The sequence below is a fragment of the Amycolatopsis sp. lyj-109 genome, from assembly GCF_046548995.1.
Classification (GTDB): Bacteria; Actinomycetota; Actinomycetes; order Mycobacteriales; family Pseudonocardiaceae; genus Amycolatopsis.
On record NZ_JAJPWR010000001.1, the window covers coordinates 420,771 to 438,090 of the forward strand.

The following is a 17,320-nucleotide window of genomic DNA, read 5'->3' on the forward strand; positions in this document are numbered from 1 at the left end:
ACCGGGGTTCGCGCTGCTCGGCGAAGCGGGGAGGCTGCCGCCGAGAGAGCGCTTTCCGGCGGTAGGGGTCACCGCCGGGTGCAGGAGGGAACAGTGCCTTGGTGTTGCGGGGAACGGTCATGGCCGAGCACGTGACCGAGCCGTACGTGGTCGGCCTGGAAGCCATCGCGGGCGAGCTGCTGCGCGGAAAGTGGTGCGTCTACCTGCACGAATGGCTCGGCGACGACCTCGACCTGCCCACCTGGCAGGCGGAAGTGGCCACCCACGCCGAGCACGCCGGCGTCGAGGTGTGCTTCGTCGAGATCCCGCGCAAGGACATGACACTGGTCGCGAACGTACGCGCACTGCCCAGCTTCGAGCAGGTGACCGAGTCCGTGGCGGCTCTCGAACACTACCGGGGTCTCGACGCGGGAAGCCGGAGCGTCGTCAGCCGCCGGTCAGCCCAGTGACACGAGCGCGATCGCCGCACCCGCGCCGAGCAGGCCGGCGATGGCCGCCACCGACACCGCGCGGCTGAACACCACCGGCCAGAACTCCGCCTCGGCGGGGATCCGCTAGAGCGCGACGAACCGGACGGCGAAGCCGAGCCCGGTCCGCGGAGGCCGGGGAACTCGGCGAGCACGACCAGCGCGGCCGTCCCGCTCAGGCTGACCCCGGCGGCCGACGCGGCGGCGCCCGTCATCCGGTCGGACAGGTGCAGCACCGCCGCGCCGAGCAGGTTCGCCAGCCGCGTCTCATGCATTACTCATGCATAACCCAGTGACCCGGGCCACGCGAAATTGACTTCAACCTTGCTGGAACTTTTACCGTCAGCACCATGACCGATCTCCGCACCGCACCACCGCCGATCCCGCGCACCGTCTGGATCGCCTCCGGGGTGATGGCCCTCGGCGGCTTCCTGGGCAACATGGACGCTTCGATCGTCGCCGTCGGCCTCGAATCCATGCGGGACAGCCTCGGCGTCGCGCTCGTCGAAATCCAATGGGTCGCGACGGCGTACCTGCTGGGCCTCTCGGCCGCACTCCCGCTCACACCGTGGCTCGGGCGCAAGTTCGGCGCCGGACGGCTCTGGCTCGCCGCGCTGACCGCGTTCCTGCTGACGTCGGTGGCCTGCGCACTCGCGCCGGACGTGGGCTCGCTGATCGGCTTCCGGGCCGTGCAGGGCATGGCCGCCGGCGTCATGGTCACCGCCGGGCAGACCGTGATCGGGCTGGCCGTCGGCCCGGAACGGCTGGGCCGCACCATGGGCACGCTGGCGCTCGTCGTCGGGCTCGCGCCGGTCGTCGGGCCGAGCGTCGGCGGCTTCCTGCTCGCGCACTTCTCGTGGCCGGTGCTGTTCTGGCTCAACCTCCCGATCGGACTGATCGCGTTCGGCCTGGCGCTGCGGTACGTCCCGCGCGGCGACCGCCGGCAGCCGCCGCCGATGGACTGGCGCGGCCTCGCGATGGTGTCGCTCGGCCTGCCGCTGCTGGTGTACGCGCTGACCGAACTCGGCACGCCCGGCTCGCTCAACGTCGTCCTCGCGGCCATCGGTGCCGCCGCGATGGGCCTGTTCACCTGGTGGTCGCTGCGTACCCCGCACCCGGTGCTGCAGCTGCGGCTCGCCGCGCGGCCGGTGATGGGCGCCGCGCTCGCGTCCGTGCTGCTCGGCGGCGCCGGGATGTTCGGCGCCGTCCTGCTGCTCCCGCTGTGGTTCCAGCTCCGGCTCGGGGCCGGGCCCGCCGAAGCTGGAGTCATGCTCGCGCCGATGGGGCTGGCCACGGCGGTGTTCGTGTTCGTGGCCGGGCGGCTGACCGACCGCTACGGCGGCGGGACCGTCGCGCTCACCGGGTCGCTGGTGGTGCTGGCGAGCACCGTGCCGATGCCGTGGCTCGGCCCGGAGTCGCCGACGTGGCTGATCCAGGCCCTGCTCCTGGTCCGCGGCGCCGGGCTCGGGCTGTCGATCATGCCCGCGTCGACGGCGGCGTACGCGTCGGTCGGCGCCGGCGAGCTCGGCCACGCCACCGCGCTGGTGAACATCGTGATGCGCGTGGGCGGCGCACTCGGCGGCGCGCTGTGCGTGATCGTGCTGTCGCAGGGCCTGCCGGCCGGGCCGGCGACCGGGTTCGGCTGGGCCTTCGGCGTGCTGGCGGCGTTGTGCGTGCTGAGCTCGATGGCCACGGCGTGGCTCCGGCGGGCCGAGCGCCCGTCCACAGTGGACGCCAAGGGGTGATCCACCTGGGAAGCTGGCAGGATCATCGGATCGGTGATTTGCTGGAGTGGATCAAATACTGTCGGTAAGGGGAGGACTGGCGATGGTGGGGGTGCACAAGCGGCTGTTGACGGCCGTGGCAGCGACAACGATCTTGGGGAGCTTGCTGGCGGCGACACCCGCCTCGGCGGCGGAGTCCGTCGAGTGGCAGCCGTGCGCCGACGCGCCCGGCGTCGACTGCGGCACGGTGACCGTGCCGGTGGACTGGGCGCATCCGGACCGGGGCACCGTGACCGTCGCGCTCGCCCGGCGCAAGGCCACGGACCCGCAGGCCCGGATCGGCTCGATCCTGATGAACCCGGGCGGCCCGGGCGGATCGGGCACCGAGGAGGTCAAGAGCGGCTGGTCGCTCTCGCCCGAGATCACCCGGCGCTTCGACACCGTGGGGTTCGACCCGCGCGGCGTCGGCGCCGGCACCCAGATCAAGTGCGGACTCGACGAGCTGATCGCCGACTACCCGCCGATGCCGCGCAACCAGGCCGAGTTCGAGCAGCTCGCGACGTACAACCGGAATCTCGGCGAGAGCTGCAACCGGCTCACCGGACCGCTGGCGGAGCTCGGCGACACCAAGAGCGTCGCGCGGGACATGGACGTCATCCGCGTAGCGCTCGGCGAGCAAAAGCTGACCTACTACGGCGTTTCCTACGGCACGCTGATGGGCCAGCAGTACGCGGAACTGTTCCCGGACAAGGTCCGCGCGCTCGTACTGGACAGCAACATGGACCATTCGCAGTTCACCGCGTGGGACTTCATCATGAGCGAAACCCGATCGCTGCAGGCGGAGTTCGGCGAGTTCGCCGCGTGGTGCGACCGGACGCCGAGCTGCGCGCTGCACGGGCGGGACGTCTCCAAGGTGACGCGCGGCCTGCAGGACAAGGCCGAGCGCGGCGAGCTGACGGACCCGCGAAGCGGTGAGCCGATCACACCGCTGACGCTCGCCTCGATCATCCAGAGCAACTCCTACGGCCCGAGCTGGGATCGGCTCGCGTCGGTGCTCAAGTCCTTCGCGGACGGCACCGGGGCTTCGGCGCGGCTGCGCGCGGAAATCCCGGTCAACTACGTCATCCCCAGCATCTTCTGCGACGACTGGCGCCTGCCCGTGCACAACTTCGCCGAGCTCGAGACCTACCGCCGCGCGGCCGCGGCGTTCGCCCCGGACGTCAAGGTCAACTCGCTGGGCTGGGCGTCGGTCGCCGGCTGCATCGGCTGGCCGAACCGCGCCGGCAACCCGCAGCACCCACCGCAGGTGCACGGCGCACCACCGCTGCTGATGCTGAGCAGCCGCCACGACCCGGCGACGCCGTACGCGTGGTCGCAGACGGTCGCCCGCCAGACGGGCAGCACACTGCTCACCTACGACGGCTGGGGCCACGGCGCCTACTTCAAGAACAGCCAGTGCGTGACCAAGGCGGCCGACGAGTACCTGATCACCGGCAAGCTCCCGGCCCCGGGCACCCACTGCGCGGCGGTCGAGCCGGGGACGGCGGCTCTGATCGCCCGGCCGCCTTCCACGATCGGTTTCTGACGCTTCCCTTGCCCTGCCTGGGCTTCAGAAACTACCTCGACCTGCGCCGCCAAAGGCCCGTCACTGCCGCCAGTGCCCGGGCTCCCGGCGACGGAGCCTGAGCCGCCGCCTCCGGGCCGATCCGGCGGCGCATGCGGTACGCGAGTTCGAGCACTTCCAAATCCTCAGGGCGGCGGCGGCCACGGACATCCGGCCGCAGCATCAGCTCGCTCACCGTCACGGGCCTGCCACTGGCACGGTGCGCCGTGCGCGCCATCAGGAACCTCCGCTGCTTTCGCCGACCGGGCTCCGCGATTCTATGAATTCGATTCGGGTTCGTCACCTTACTCGTGAGTTGTGTCCGGTGCGTGTCCGCCGGGCGTTAGCCTCGATTCATGATCACCATTGGGGGCCTCACCGAAGACGACCGCACTGCCTGGGAAAACCTGTTCGCCGGCTACAACACGTTCTACGGCCGGACCCTCGCTCCGGAACTCGTGGACCGGGCGTGGCGGGAGTTCGCGAGCGGGGAACGGATGCACGCCCTGGGTGCGCGGGCCGACGGGCGGCTCGTCGGCATCGTCCACTTCTTCACGCACGTCAGCACCACCTCTGCCGACGTCTGCTACCTGCAGGATCTCTTCACCGACGCCGATGCCCGCGGGCGCGGGGTCGGCCGGTCGCTCATCGAAGCCGTTGCCGGATGGGCGCGGGCGCGGGGGTGCGTGCGCGTCTACTGGCACACCCGGACGTCGAACACGACCGCGCGGCGGCTCTACGACCAGGTTGCGCTCGACAAGGGTTTCATGCAGTACCAGATTCCGCTCGGCACCTGATCCTCAACGACGGTGCCGGCCGCCGCCGCATCCTTGGTGCCCTCCGAATGGCATGCCGGCGGGTCGGCGGCCGGCCGACATTGCCGGCCAGTCCGGGTTTTCCGGGCGACCGCGAGACCACAAGGGAATGTCCGGGACCTCGTGGCGGACCGGCGCCGCCTGCTCCGGCGGCTTCGGCTTCGCCTTGATCGGCGCCTTCACCTTGTCGACGACCTTCACGGCCCGCGCCAGAGTTCCGCGATGAGCCGCCGGGCTGACGGAATTCGATTCGGGATCGACGGCCACCGGAGAAATCGGCGTCGGCGACTCGGGTAGGGCTACGGATTCCGGATTCGCAGCGGGCGCGGACCTGGCCGGAGGTACGACGACGTCCGCCGGCAACGGAACCAGGGCCACCGCCGGGGGTTCCAAACCGGCCGGGGGCCAGGCCGCACCCACGTCGCGTGAAGGCGGCATCGACACCGCCGCGCTGACTCCGCCCGTCAGCGCCAGCGCTCCCGCGACCACGGACAACACCCGCAATCGCGTCAGCGATCGCAGGACCTGCGATTTCTCCCGGTGGCGCGCCTGCGGGAGCACGAGGGTGTCCTCGTCGCGGTAACGGTCGCGCGGTGCGTCGGACCGGCCCAGCAGCTCGGCGACGGTCACCTGCTCTCGGCGCGGAGCCCTACGTGCCATCAAAACCCTCCACCTGGGCTGTCCGGACGGGCGGCAACGCGTCCGGACGGCCGATCATAGGAACGCTTCAACTCCGTGTAAAGACTCGTTCACCCGAGCCGGCCGCCACCGTCCACATGCAGCACCGGACCCACGGCGACCGGGTTCGCCCCGCGGCAAGCCAGACCACTCAGTGCACGCCGGCGGCAAGCGCTTTCAACGACGATTCCTCGCCCGGGATACGCGAACGGTCCGGACGCCGCGCTCCGCCAATGCCGCCGGATTGCGTCCGGCCAGGATTATTTCCGCGTCCAAAGCGGATCCGCCGCGCGATACTCGAACCGCCGCCCACGATGACAGAGCACGGCCGCCGGGCTGCTCGCCCGTACCGCGGCCAGGCACCGGCCGGAACCGGTCAGCACGCGCCGACCGAGACCACGAGCGCGGATGCGCCGGCCGGAGCCCCTGGAAGCGGGCGAAGCGGACGTCAGGCCACGGCTGGGCCGCTGGAGCGGGGCTGTCAAGGTGCCGGGGCGGCAAGGAGGTCGTCATGGGATTCGCTCGTCCGGCGGTTTCCTCGGACATGACGTACTGCAGGCTCACCGCGCCCGGTGTCCTGTCGGACAAACTGTCCCCAGCGTCCCGTTAAGTCCTGGTGAATCTGACAGATTTCCTACGAAGGTTTTGTGCCATCCAGACGAACTTCTCCATCCAGGGCCGATTTGGCTGTGGCATTCGCCAAAGTTTGGTTCCATCGGATAGCTTGCTCCTACCGGTCAGTACCGGTGGGTGAGGCCGATCGGGTGAGGCGATCAGCGACAGATCGAGGGAAGCGGGGACGACCATGCCCAAGCACCGGCCACGTCGCAGGAGCGCGCGTTCGGTCCGCCGGACCGCCGCCGCGCTCGCGGGTGGGGCGCTCGTCGTGCTGCCCGGGCTGACCACGGGCCTGCCGGCGCCCGTCGTGGTGGCCAACGCCGGGGACAGCGCGCCGGATCAGGCCATCGCCGCCGCACCGCAGCAGCAGCCGAACATCGTCATGCCGGCGATCGCGGTCGACGGCAGCCTGCCCCAGCCGCCGCTGCCCGAGCCGCTGGTCGTGCCCGGCGGGCGCGCCGGCTCCGCGGGCATCTCCGGGTCGCTCGGCATCCCGGGGAGCATGCTCAGGGCGTACAAGAACGCCGCGGAGATCCTGGCCAAGGAACAGCCGAACTGCCACCTCGACTGGGCGCTGATCGCGAGCATCGGCCGGATCGAGTCGAACCACGCCCGCGGCGGGTACGTCAACGCCATCGGTGACACGCTGGAGCCGATCCTCGGCCCGGTGCTCAACGGCGCGGGCGCGTTCGCCGCGATCCGGGACACCGACGGCGGCAAGTACGACGGCGACACCGTGTGGGACCGCGCGGTCGGCCCGACCCAGTTCATCCCGTCGACCTGGAAGGGCTACGCCTCGGACGGCAACGGCGACGGCGTGTCGAACCCGAACAACATCTACGACGAGACGCTGGCCACCGCGCGCTACCTGTGCTCGGGCGGTCTGGACCTCTCCACCGACGCGGGGCAGCGCATCGCCGTGCGCCGCTACAACAACTCGCAGTCCTATGTGGACACCGTGCTGGCGTGGGCCGCGGCCTACCGTGGCGGGGTGGCCCAGCTGCCCGACAGCCAGGTGCCGATCGGCGCGCCCCCCGCCCCGGACGCCGCCGCGGCCGGCGCCCCGGTCGGCGTCCCGGCACCGCCGGCGCCGGTCGTCACCCCGCCGGGCACGCCGACGACGCCCACCACGCCGACTTCGACGACCCCGACCTCGACGACCCCCACCTCCACGACGCCGACCACCACACCGACGTCCACGGACCCGGCCACACCGCCGTCGACGCCCACCACGCCGGAGCCGACGCCCACGCCGACCAGCACCTCCGCGGCGCCGTCGTCGACGGCGGCCGCCAACACCCCGGCCGACTCGGAGACCACGTCCACCTCGACCACCCCGGCCGGGTGAGCCCGGTGGAACCGTTCCTGGTGCACATCCGCTGCGACACCGACGGCTACACCCACGCCGTCACCGAAGAGGAGTTCGCGGCGGGGCGGCACGAGGGGCGGTTCCGGGCGGTGTGCGGGCACGTCGTGCTGGCGGCGCCGATGATCGAGGAGCCCGGCCGGTTCGACCCGGTCTGCCGGGACGTCCTGCGCGCGGCCCCGCCGGCCTCGTCGGTGCCCCAGCAGGAGCGACGCCGGCTGCGGTGGCGCAGCCGGCGCTAGTACTACAGGGACACTTGTGTGCGTGACCTGGGGAAAGTCACCGTTTGCCGTGGCTGGTGGTCGTGAGTGGTAATTCGGGTTCTAACCCGAATTACCACTCACGACCGCGTTACTTGACGTCCGCGTCCGCGACCACGAACAGCTCGGAGTGCGGCTTGGCGTTGCCGAAGGCTCCGTGCGGCCAGGACTTGCGGTTGAAGTTGATGCCGACCTGCCCGGTGAACTCGTCCCGGAAGTTCTGGTCGACCGAGAGCTTCCCGTCCGGCCCGAGGTTCAGCAGGTTGACCTTGTGGTCACCGTCGAGCCCGGACCGCGCGACGAAGTAGTTCGACACCGCGAGGTGCTGCGGCGACGTCGTTTCGTGGTAGAAACCGTCGCTGCCGAGCACGAAGTTGTCGTAGGCGCCCCAGTGCGGGCCCGCCCCCGGTGTGCCGGGGTTGATCGGAGCCGCGCCGACGACGGTCGGCAGGTCGCCGCCCCCGCCCTGCTGCGCCTTCGCCTTGGTGTCGATCCGGCCCTGGATGTCCTCGATCTTGTCGCCGGCGCTGACCAGCTTCTGGATGTCGAGGACGTAGACGCCGCCGGTGGTGCCGGGATCGTCCGCGGACAGCGCGCCCTTCTGCCGTCCCTGGATGGCCCGGTAGAGGTAGCGGTCGTCCGGGCTGGTCTGGATCCAGCCGCCGTTGGAGCTGCCGCCGTTGGAGTCGTTGTTGGGGTAAATCGCCTTGCCGGCGGCGCCGTCGTCGAACACCTCGATCCAGTGCGGCTCGGCCGCGGTGATGTCCGGCGTGTAGAACACGGCCCCGCCCTGCATGGTCTGGGCGAACGCGCCCTTGTGCCCCGGCAGGTTCGTCACCGTGGTCTCCATGACCGCCCGGCTTTCGGCGTGCAGCGGGTCGGCCGGATCGGCGCGCGGGCCGTCCTGCAGGTACGACACCGACTTCAGCTTCGGGTGGTTGCGGTCGGAGATGTCCCAGGTCCGCACGGTCGGCCGGCGCAGGTACGGCGACGGCTGCTTCACCGGGTCGAGGATGATGTTGCGCGGTTCGGCGTAGTCGCTGGTGACGAGCGTGTTCAGGTCCTCACGAGCCTGGATGCCGTGCGGGTTGGCGCACGTCGGCTTACCCAGCTGCGGCAGGTTGTCGCACAGCTTGGCGTTGTCGCCCTGCGGGGTCGCCGCCGGGGACTCCGACAGCACCTCGGCGTTCTGCCCGAAATGGACGACCTCGCCGGGGCTGCCGGCGAAGCCGTTGCCGACCTGGGTGGAGCCGTCGGCGTAGGCGTGCGGGCCGGGCACGACCGGGCCGCCCATGTACGTGCCGTACGCGGTGCCGTCCTTGAGCACCCAGTAGGCGTCCGGGACGCTTCCGCCGAGGGTGTTCGTCGGCAGGCTGACGCCCTTGAGCTTCAGCTGCGGCAGCGCGCTGACGTCGAAGGCGTACGTCGCCGCGGCGAACAGCGCCCCGGCATAGATCGTGTCGCCCTTGTGCCACACGTACTGCATGTGGTGCGGCTCGTTCTCGACCAGCGGGCCGACGGTCGCGGTGTTGACGACCTTGCCGTAGGTCGGCGAACCCTGCGTCGCGTCGATCACGGCGAGGAAGTCCGGCCCCGGCAGGGCATTCTTCAGCTTGTTGAGGCCACCGCCCAGCGTGCCCGGCAGATTCTTGACGTCCTTCACGAGCGTGTCGGCGATGTTCTCGTCGCCGGCCCAGACGAGCAGCCACTTCTTGGGTGTGCCGCTCTCCGAGCGCGCAAGGTCCTTCGTCACCAGGTGGTTCTGCACCCAGTACTGCTTGCCGTCGGACGCGGTCTTCGCGTCGGTGACGGTCTGGACGTCGGCGTAGGCGCTCGTGGACGAGCCGGTGTAAGTCACCGCGGTGACGGCGAGCGTTGCCGCCGCGGCCCCCAGCGCCACTTTTCGCCATCGAAGCGATTTCAACAGCATTGATTCTCCCATTTTTTGAGAACAGACTTCTTCCCGCTGTTTCAGCGCACGCCAAAACAGCGGGAAGACCGGATTCGCCGCGCACACCCGGAAACCGCCGCGCGCAGCCGTATGCCGCCGGAAGGCGGGAGCGTCAGAAAGTCCTACAGAGCGCGCTGGCCTGGTGGCGCAGATCAACGTGACGGCGCTGCACCAGACGGACCAAATCGGACATGGGCCAAATGGTCCCGTGCACTGGTCCGGCCGTCAATCCGTGATCAAAGAATGAGATGTAGCCCGAGTGGGTGAATTCCTCCCGGTCTGGCTTGCGGATCCGGCGTCCGGTCATGACTTGCCACGGCCGAACGAAGCCGTTCGAACGCTCCCCGCCGCGTTACTGGATCAACAGGTAACGTCGGCGACATGGGACTCAAGATCGCCGTGATCGGGGCTGGCGGAGGTGGGCGGGTACGTCGGTGGCCGTCTCGCCGCGGCCGGGCATGACGTCGGCTTCGTGGCGCGCGGTGCACACCTCGCGGCGCTGAGGCGGGACGGCCTGGCCGTGACGAGCGTGGCGGGGGATTTCACGGTCGCTCCGGTGCGGGCCACCGACGACCCGGGGGAACTCGGCGAAGCCGATTTCGTCCTGCTGGCAGTCAAAACGTGGCAGCTCGAACCCGCGATCACCGCGGTGAAGCCGCTGAACGGCCGCGAGACCGCGGTCGTCACGACCCAGAACGGAGTCGACGCGCCAGGACAGGTGGCCGACGTCATCGGCCGGAGCGCGGTCCTGCCGGGCGCCGTGGAAGTCATCGCCTTCCTCGACGGACCCGGCCGGGTCCGTCAGCTCGGCGGGTAACGGGGAAGCTCACGTTCGCCGCATGGGACGGCCGAGCCGGCGCGTGGGCAGGCTGCGTGACGCCCTGCAGGAGTCGGGGTTGACCGCGGTGGTGGCCACTGACGGCTGGGCCGCGCTGTGGGAGAAGTTCCTCGCGCTCGCGTCGTTCGGCGCGATCGGCACGGTCACCGACGCCCCTACGGGTGTGCTGCGCGCCCGCGGGGCCACGCCTTGCTCCCGACCCTCGAACTGCACCACATGTGGCGTGGATGTTCCAGCAGCGCCTGGCCGGGCACAGTGTCGCGAGCATCGCGCGACACCTCAACGAGCGCGACGTTCCGTGCCCGTCGAGCGCCGACCCGGACCGCAACCGCCATCGAACTCGCGTGGCCTGGACCCTGCGCACGGTCGCAGTGATCCTGGCGAACCGAACCGTTTTCGCAACCGACGACCTTCGCCGGGACACCGGAAGCCGTTCGGCACTGGGCCGGGCCCCGGCCCAGGGTGGACGGAAGCGAAATCCGGCGACCCTCGGAGTCGTCCCATGAAGACCGGTGTCATGCCCGTCGGACGCCTCAGCGCGAACCAGATGCGCTCCGTCCTGCTCGCGGCCACGGCTCCCCCGCCACTGCGGATCACCCGCCGAACGACCCCGGAACAGAGGTCCGGCGACTCTAGGCGCCGCGCGCGGGACGAACCACGGTAGGGGCATGACACTGATCCAGCACAGGCCTGATCATCAGCTCAAGACCGCTGTCACCGATGAGCTCGCCTGGACCCCCAGCGTCAACGCCGAAGGAATCGGAGTGACCGTCGACGGCGGTGTCTTGACGCTGGCCGGACATGTCGGCACCTACCCCGAGAAGGAAGAGGCGCTGCGCGCGGCGGCCCGGGTTCACGGCGTGACCAGGTCCGTGGACCGGATCCTCATCCGGCACGGCCACGGCGTTCCGGCGGATGTGGATCTCGCCCGGGAAGCCATGGCCGTGTTCGACCGTCGCACGGTCGTCGTGCCGAAGGACTCGGTGCAGGTCGACGTGCGCGATCAAGTGATCACGCTGCGCGGCTCGGTGGACTGGCACTACCAGCGCGAAGCCGCCCACCGGGCGGTTGCCGCGCTCCCCGGGATCAGCGGGGTGCGAAACCTGATCACGCTGAGGCACACGACGGGGGTCTCGCCGGCCGGGATCAAGGCACAGATCACCGCAGCGCTGGCTCGGCACGCTCCGGGGTTCGCCCAGCACGTCGAGGTCGGCGTCGACGACGGCCAGGTCACCCTCACCGGCCAGGTCCTCACCCCCGCCGAACGCCGCTCGGCCGAGCAGACCGCGTGGTTCGCCCCCGGCGTGACCGCGGTCGACAACCAGGTGAAGCTCTCCGGCTGAGCCGTCCTAGGACTCCGCAGTGCTCTGTACGAAAAGGACAGAGCACTGTGGACCCGGGCTGCTCGCCGGACCCGTGCCGGGGCACCACTGACCGGAGTAGAATCGAAGGTGTCCGAGAGCATTTCGCACGCAGGCGGTCAAGCCCACGTCGTTCTCGGGCCCAGTCCGGCCGGTGCCACCGGCCGGGGACGGGAGCACCGGCATGAAGTCGGTCCCGCACACCACCTATGCCATGCGCTTCGCCCAGGCAGCCGACGAACTCCGCCACCACGCGCCCCGGCTGCGGCTGAAGCCGGAAGCACCCACCACCGGGTGGGTCGACGGCGCCTGGTGGCCCCATTCGCTGGACCTGAGCGCCGAACTGCCGTCACTACTGCCGGCGCTGACCGCCCGGCTGGGCCGGATCGAACGGGTCACCTACCACCTCGCGGGTTGGCCACCCATCCCCCGCCGCCTGCGCTCCGGGGACGAGCACGGCGACATCCGGCTCGAGGGATTCCGGTCGCAGCACCCCGCCACCCTGACCGTGATCGGTGCCTGGCACCGGCTGACGCTGCTCGTGATTCCCCCGGCCGCCGATCCGGACCTCGCGCACCACGCGCTGATGACCGCGGCGCGCCGGGGCAACGACGACTCCGTCGACACGCTGCTCACCACCCTCGAAGAGGACACGGCCATGCGTCGCTGGGAGGTGGAAGGCGGCCGGATCCCCCTCCAGGCGGAACCGGTCGACGCGTAGCGCCTCAGTCCGCTTCGCCGCCGGACGCCGGTGGCGTGGCGGCGAGGCGGGCGTGCAGGCGTTCCCGGACCTCGTCCGGGGTGTAGGCCCGGCGCCGTCGTTCCTGACGCGCGATCACCACCCCGGTCGCGGCGACCCCGACCAGCCCGGCCAGTCCCACTGTCTTCCACCAGCGCATCGGCCCAGGCTACAGCCGTGCCGGGGACCGAGCTCGATCTCGACGAAGCCGTGGCCATGACGCGCACCGGCGACCTGTGGCTGTTCCGGGGCCGCTCCGCGGCCGACCGCACGATCCGCGTCGTCACGAACAGCCCGGTCAACCACGTCGGCATGGCCGCGGTGATCGAGGACCTGCCGCCGCTGATGTGGCACGCGGAGCTGGGGCGGAGCCTGCCGGACGTGTGGACGGGCACCCACCACCGCGGCGCCCAACTGCACGACCTGCGCCAAGCCGTGCTCGTCTGGACCGAGCGGTACCACCAGCGGGTCTGGCTGCGCCAGCTCGACCACCCGATCACCGCGGACCTGGAAGACGCCGCCCTGCGCACGATCGCCCGGCTCGACGGCACACCGTTCCCGTCGACCGCGCGCCTCGCGTCCCGGTGGCTCGGCGGACGGCTGCCGTCCAGAAAGCGGGACACCGCCCGGGACACCGGCCTCGAGTCCGGTTACTGCGCTGAGATCGTCGCGCTGACCTACGAAGCCATGGGCCTGCTGCCGCCGGGCCGCCGACCGAACTGGTACGACCCGGGCCGCTTCTGGAGCGGCGACCACCTCGACCTGACCAGCGGTGCCACCCTGAGTGCCGAAATCGCCGTGCGCCTGCCGGGCTGAACTCGGTGGTCCATCGTGGACGTCACCGGCGGACCTCGTCCGGCAGGCGGGGTTCGCGGTGCAGCAGTTCGAGCGCCTCGGTGCCGTCGACCGCCGGGAACTTCCGGTAGCTGTTGCGGACCGCGTGCAGCCAGGGCAGCGGACGCAGGCAGACGAACTGGTCGACCTCGCGGGCGAGCCGATCGAGGACCGGTGCCTGGGCGACCGGAACGGCCAGCACGATCCGGCGCACCTGGCGGGCGCGCAGGACACCGACAGCCGTGTGCGCGGTCATGCCGCTGGCGGCGCCGTCGTCGACGAGCACGACCGTCCGGCCGGCGATCACGGAACCGCATGGCGCACTCCCGGGAGTCGAAGGCCGGTCTCCAGCCTCGCGGCAACCGGGTCCCGGGCGCGAGGGCCGTTGGTCACCGAGGGGCGGACCGTTCGGCACCTTTCCCGCGGGTTTCCGCTCCGCCGAGTGATCCATCGTCCACAGAGGACGGTCAGCGGGGCCTGCTAGCCGCCGACGGAGCCAGCACGACCGCGGGCGTGAGAGCCCGGTCCGCCAAGGCACGGGCGACGTCGCTGAGCCGGACGTTGTTCCGCCTGGCGTAGCCCCGCAAGGCCACGAACGCCGCCTCCATGCTCAACTGCCCGCTGACGGCCAGCACGCCCTTGGCCTGCTCGATGATCACCCGGCTGTTCAACGCCGTCTGCAACTGCTCGGACAGGATCTCCCCCTGGCGGAAAGCCCGCTCGTGCAGGATGCCGATCGTCGCGGTGTCGGCCAGCCCCTGCGCCAGCGCCACATCGTCCGCCGACAACTCACCCGCGGAGTGCCCGAAGAGGTTCAACGCCCCGATCGTCTGCCTGCGCAACCGCAGGGGCACCGCGTGCACCGACGCGAACCCGTCCCTGGCCGCCTCGGCCGCGAACCGCGGCCACCGCCCCGCCGCCGCGGCGATGTCGGCCACCAGGACCGGTGTGCTGGTGGTGAAGCACTCGATGCACGGACCCTCGTCGATGTCGAGCTGGAACAACTCCAGCAGCCGCGCCTGCTCGGTAGAAGACGCCAGCAACTGCAGACCGCCCCGCTCGTCGACCAGCGTCAGCCCGGCCGCCGCGACGTCGAGCAGCTCCACGCACCGCTCCACCAGCGTGTGCAGCAGATCGGCGACGTCGTAGTCGTCGACCAGCGTGTCCGCCAGCGCCACGAACGCCCGGGTCACCTGTCGTTCACGGTCGGCCATACCCACCATCTCCCGGTTCCTCAGCTGCCTTCATGGTGACCCTCACCGGAACTCCTCGTCCAATCGCACCCGCCGGGCCACGATGTCGCCCGCGACCTCCAGCAGAGAACGGCCGTGCCCGAACGCGTAGGCGCGCAACCGGGCCAACGCGGCCGTGGCAGGCAGGTCCAGGTAGGCGATCAGCATCCCGGTGGCCTGGTGCACCTCCCGGTACCGCATTCCCGCGCCCTCCATCCACCGCCCGTCCCCGTCGAGCCAGCGGTCACCGCCGTCCCGCAGCCCCGACAGGGCGAGCGCGGCGATGTCGGCCACCTGCAACGCCGTCGACAGCTCGGCGGCGTCGAGCGAGCCCGGGGTCGCACGATAGGTGTCCAGGGTCGCCACCACCCGCACCGCCCCGATCTGGACCGGGAAGGTGAACAACGCGGCCACCGGCTGCGCCGCGGCCTCGGCGGCGAACACCGGCCACGCCGGCGGCGGCCCGGCGGCCAGATCCGGCACCAGGACCGGCCCGCCTGCGGCGTAGGCCTCCAAACACGGACCTTCACCGAGGGAAAACTGCAGCTCGGCCAGCGCCGTGCTCACCGCGTCACTGGCGTAGACGACCTCGCGGTGCCCCGCGTCGACCATCACCGAGACCGCCGCGCCGTCCACCGGCAGCAAACGCACACACGCCCGGCACACCCGGCCCACGACGTCGACCCCGCTACCGGTCCCGCCCTCACCCAGCGCGGCCAGCACGCTCGCGCGCAGGACCTCGACCTCAGCCACCGCGTTCCCACATCCAGTTCCGTCCGGGCCGGTGTCCGTGATCGCCACACCAACTCGGACCCGACCGGGTCCGGATCAGCACCGCTGCCGCGGCTGCGTGCACCGATCGTACCCGCGGCTTCGGACCGGACCACGCCATCACGGCTACGCGAGGCGGCGAGGTGCCGGTGCAGTGCGGTCAGCGCCCGATACCCGGCTCACGCCGTCGACCATCACCATGGTGGGCCTCTCCGTTCGGTCAGCTTCGCGCGGTCAGGTACGGACCGGGATCGCTGCCGGCCTTCGCACCGCTGTCGAGCCAGCGGAGAAACCCCCGGCGGTCCCGCCGTTCGATCTCGTCGAGAAAGTCCTGGCGACGCTGGACGACCAGCCGACGCGCCGGCTCATCGGTGGCCAGCAGCAGGACGAAGTAGCTGCGCCGCCAAGCCACGCACAGCTCCTCGGTCGCCATGTCGGCCACCGGCACGGACGACGCGGGCAGCGTGGCCGCCGCCAGGACGTCGTGGGGGTTCGGCACTGCGGCCGACGCATCCCGCAACCCTGGCCGGGCGCGGCGCCCGGCCCATACCCCGCCAACGGCGAGCAGCATCAGAACGGCCGCGGTGAAGCCACCGCCGAACGCGGCCAGCAGGCCGGCGATCACCAGGCAAGCCGAGACGAACGCCGCTGCGGCGGCAACGCCCATCGGCACGTTGGGCCCGCTCACCCCGACCTGCCGCCCACGTCGCCACCGGGGCTCGCCGAATGCGACGAGAACCCCGGCTCCCGCTCCCACCAGGCTCCAGCCGATCAGGGCGTCCGCGGAAGGATGCAGTGCACCGACCGCGGCCAGGAAACTGCCGGGGACGACCAGGACGATTCCTGCCCCGCGTGCCACCATCGTGCGCCTCGCCGTCCGGCCGGGCGCCGAGCCGGACGGCCCACGCCACGGAAACCACGACCGCCGAGGTCCGGAGCGTCATCCTTACTATAGCCCCGCGGCCAGGAAACGAGACCGCACTGGAGCCTGCGCAGCGGTATGATCAGGGGGACAGCGCCCGAGCGCCCAGACCCTGCTCTTACGACGACCGGCAGCGTGGCCGAATCCGGCCATCCATTGCCAGGAGCAGGACCATGACCGCCGCGAAAACCACCCCGCGCTACCCGCCCGGACCGAAGCCCATCCTCGCCGAGGAGCATTCCCGGAGTGAGCTGATCACCATCCGGATCTTCCTGCTCGCCCCGTTCGTCGCTCTGGTGTCGGTCGTGGTCCTCGTGTGGGGCTGGGGATTGAGCTGGCTCGACATCGGCATCGCGACGGGGTTCTACGTCGTGACGACCTTGGGCGTGACCGTCGGGTACCACCGTTACTTCACCCACGGCGCGTTCACCGCCACCCGCGCGTTGCGGATCGCCCTCGCGGTCGCGGGGGGCCTGGCCGCGCAGGGCCCGGTGATCGGCCGGGTCGCCGACCACCGCCGGCACCACGCGTTCTCCGACCGCGAAGGCGACCCGCACTCCCCCTGGCTCTACGGCACCTCACCACTGGCGCTGGCCCACGGGTTCTGGCACGCGCACCTGGGTTGGCTGTTCGGCCGTGACAAGACCAACGTCGCCCGGTTCGCGCCGGATCTGGCCGCCGACCCCGACATCCGCACCGTCGACCGGCTCTTCCCGCTCTGGGTCGCCGCCACCGTCCTGGCACCCGCCGCGCTCGGCGGCCTGATCGGCGGCTCCTGGTGGGCCGCGCTGACCGCGTTCCTCTGGGCCGGGCTGGCGCGGGTTTCCCGGCAGCACCACGTCACCTGGTCGGTCAACTCGATCTGCCACATGATCGGCGCCCGCCCGTTCAGCAGCCGCGACCGCTCCGCCAACTTCTGGCCACTGGCGATCCTGTCGATGGGCGAATCCTGGCACAACTCCCACCACGCCGACCCCACCTGCGCCCGCCACGGCGTGCTCCGCGGACAGATCGACATTTCCGCCCGCGTCATCCGGATCTTCGAGAAACTCGGCTGGGCCACCAAGGTCCGCTGGCCCACCCCCCAGCGCCTCGCCAGGATGTCGGTCCGCTCCGAAGCAGGGGTGCACTGATCTCGTGC

At 71.0% G+C, this 17,320-nt stretch carries 19 protein-coding genes; 12 read left to right on the plus strand and 7 right to left on the minus strand.

Annotation, left to right across the window (positions count from 1 at the left end):
• The first annotated feature begins 119 nt into the window (after positions 1 to 119).
• The 4 genes from ACLJQF_RS01920 (at position 120) to ACLJQF_RS01935 (ending at position 4,591) form a co-directional block, all read left to right on the plus strand.
• Positions 120 to 449 carry a hypothetical protein gene (locus ACLJQF_RS01920; protein ID WP_410606435.1) on the plus strand — a complete coding sequence of 110 codons (330 nt, stop codon included), beginning with the start codon at positions 120 to 122 and terminating at the stop codon, positions 447 to 449.
• A gap of 368 nt (positions 450 to 817) precedes the next feature.
• A complete protein-coding gene (locus ACLJQF_RS01925; RefSeq protein WP_410606436.1) occupies positions 818 to 2,212 on the plus strand; it encodes an MDR family MFS transporter in 1,395 nt (464 codons plus the stop codon).
• Positions 2,213 to 2,294: 82 nt separating this feature from the next.
• Complete coding sequence (locus tag ACLJQF_RS01930) at positions 2,295 to 3,776, plus strand: alpha/beta hydrolase (protein WP_410606437.1); 1,482 nt, start codon at positions 2,295 to 2,297, stop codon at positions 3,774 to 3,776.
• A 374-nt stretch (positions 3,777 to 4,150) separates the two neighbouring features.
• Positions 4,151 to 4,591: a GNAT family N-acetyltransferase gene (locus ACLJQF_RS01935; RefSeq protein ID WP_410606438.1), complete on the plus strand. Its 441-nt coding sequence runs from the start codon at positions 4,151 to 4,153 to the stop codon at positions 4,589 to 4,591.
• A gap of 3 nt (positions 4,592 to 4,594) precedes the next feature.
• Here the strand turns inward: ACLJQF_RS01935 and ACLJQF_RS01940 are convergent, their stop codons facing one another.
• Positions 4,595 to 5,170, minus strand: coding sequence for a hypothetical protein (locus tag ACLJQF_RS01940; RefSeq protein ID WP_410606439.1), 576 nt, complete (start codon positions 5,168 to 5,170; stop codon positions 4,595 to 4,597).
• A 922-nt stretch (positions 5,171 to 6,092) separates the two neighbouring features.
• Here ACLJQF_RS01940 and ACLJQF_RS01945 point away from each other — a divergent pair.
• Both ACLJQF_RS01945 and ACLJQF_RS01950 read left to right on the plus strand, forming a co-directional pair.
• Complete coding sequence (locus ACLJQF_RS01945) at positions 6,093 to 7,253, plus strand: lytic transglycosylase domain-containing protein (protein ID WP_410606440.1); 1,161 nt, start codon at positions 6,093 to 6,095, stop codon at positions 7,251 to 7,253.
• Entirely contained in the window at positions 7,250 to 7,513 is a 264-nt protein-coding gene (locus ACLJQF_RS01950; RefSeq protein WP_410606441.1) for a hypothetical protein, read from the plus strand. The genes ACLJQF_RS01945 and ACLJQF_RS01950 overlap by 4 nt, the downstream gene beginning before the upstream one ends.
• Before the next feature lie 109 nt (positions 7,514 to 7,622).
• On the opposite strand, the gene ACLJQF_RS01955 is transcribed toward ACLJQF_RS01950, so the two are convergent.
• Entirely contained in the window at positions 7,623 to 9,461 is a 1,839-nt protein-coding gene (locus ACLJQF_RS01955) for a hypothetical protein (protein WP_410606442.1), read from the minus strand.
• A gap of 439 nt (positions 9,462 to 9,900) precedes the next feature.
• Between ACLJQF_RS01955 and ACLJQF_RS01960 the strand changes: the two genes are divergently transcribed.
• From ACLJQF_RS01960 to ACLJQF_RS01975, 4 genes are all read left to right on the plus strand, one after another.
• On the plus strand, positions 9,901 to 10,299 hold the full coding sequence (locus ACLJQF_RS01960; RefSeq protein ID WP_410606443.1) for a ketopantoate reductase family protein: 399 nt from the start codon (positions 9,901 to 9,903) through the stop codon (positions 10,297 to 10,299).
• 248 nt (positions 10,300 to 10,547) lie between these two features.
• Positions 10,548 to 10,826, plus strand: coding sequence for a recombinase family protein (locus ACLJQF_RS01965; RefSeq protein WP_410606444.1), 279 nt, complete (start codon positions 10,548 to 10,550; stop codon positions 10,824 to 10,826).
• A 162-nt stretch (positions 10,827 to 10,988) separates the two neighbouring features.
• Entirely contained in the window at positions 10,989 to 11,663 is a 675-nt protein-coding gene (locus ACLJQF_RS01970; protein WP_410606445.1) for a BON domain-containing protein, read from the plus strand.
• A 202-nt stretch (positions 11,664 to 11,865) separates the two neighbouring features.
• Positions 11,866 to 12,402, plus strand: a complete 537-nt coding sequence (locus tag ACLJQF_RS01975; RefSeq protein WP_410606446.1) for a DUF5994 family protein — start codon at positions 11,866 to 11,868, stop codon at positions 12,400 to 12,402.
• Positions 12,403 to 12,406: 4 nt separating this feature from the next.
• On the opposite strand, the gene ACLJQF_RS01980 is transcribed toward ACLJQF_RS01975, so the two are convergent.
• Entirely contained in the window at positions 12,407 to 12,580 is a 174-nt protein-coding gene (locus ACLJQF_RS01980; protein ID WP_410606447.1) for a hypothetical protein, read from the minus strand.
• Between the two features lie 17 nt (positions 12,581 to 12,597).
• On the opposite strand from ACLJQF_RS01980, the gene ACLJQF_RS01985 reads away from it, so the two are divergent.
• The gene (locus ACLJQF_RS01985) at positions 12,598 to 13,236 is read left to right on the plus strand and encodes a hypothetical protein (RefSeq protein WP_410606448.1); all 639 of its coding nucleotides are present in this window, start codon (positions 12,598 to 12,600) and stop codon (positions 13,234 to 13,236) included.
• A gap of 22 nt (positions 13,237 to 13,258) precedes the next feature.
• On the opposite strand, the gene ACLJQF_RS01990 is transcribed toward ACLJQF_RS01985, so the two are convergent.
• The 4 genes from ACLJQF_RS01990 to ACLJQF_RS02005 form a co-directional block, all read right to left on the minus strand.
• Positions 13,259 to 13,561: a hypothetical protein gene (locus ACLJQF_RS01990; protein WP_410606449.1), complete on the minus strand. Its 303-nt coding sequence runs from the start codon at positions 13,559 to 13,561 to the stop codon at positions 13,259 to 13,261.
• Positions 13,562 to 13,721: 160 nt separating this feature from the next.
• Positions 13,722 to 14,468, minus strand: a complete 747-nt coding sequence (locus ACLJQF_RS01995; RefSeq protein ID WP_410606450.1) for a GAF and ANTAR domain-containing protein — start codon at positions 14,466 to 14,468, stop codon at positions 13,722 to 13,724.
• Positions 14,469 to 14,510: 42 nt separating this feature from the next.
• The gene (locus ACLJQF_RS02000) at positions 14,511 to 15,239 is read right to left on the minus strand and encodes a GAF domain-containing protein (RefSeq protein WP_410606451.1); all 729 of its coding nucleotides are present in this window, start codon (positions 15,237 to 15,239) and stop codon (positions 14,511 to 14,513) included.
• A 238-nt stretch (positions 15,240 to 15,477) separates the two neighbouring features.
• Positions 15,478 to 16,119 (minus strand): hypothetical protein, encoded by a 642-nt coding sequence (locus ACLJQF_RS02005; RefSeq protein ID WP_410606452.1) that lies wholly within the window; start codon positions 16,117 to 16,119, stop codon positions 15,478 to 15,480.
• A gap of 233 nt (positions 16,120 to 16,352) precedes the next feature.
• Between ACLJQF_RS02005 and ACLJQF_RS02010 the strand changes: the two genes are divergently transcribed.
• The gene (locus ACLJQF_RS02010; protein ID WP_410606453.1) at positions 16,353 to 17,312 is read left to right on the plus strand and encodes an acyl-CoA desaturase; all 960 of its coding nucleotides are present in this window, start codon (positions 16,353 to 16,355) and stop codon (positions 17,310 to 17,312) included.
• Positions 17,313 to 17,320: the final 8 nt, after the last annotated feature.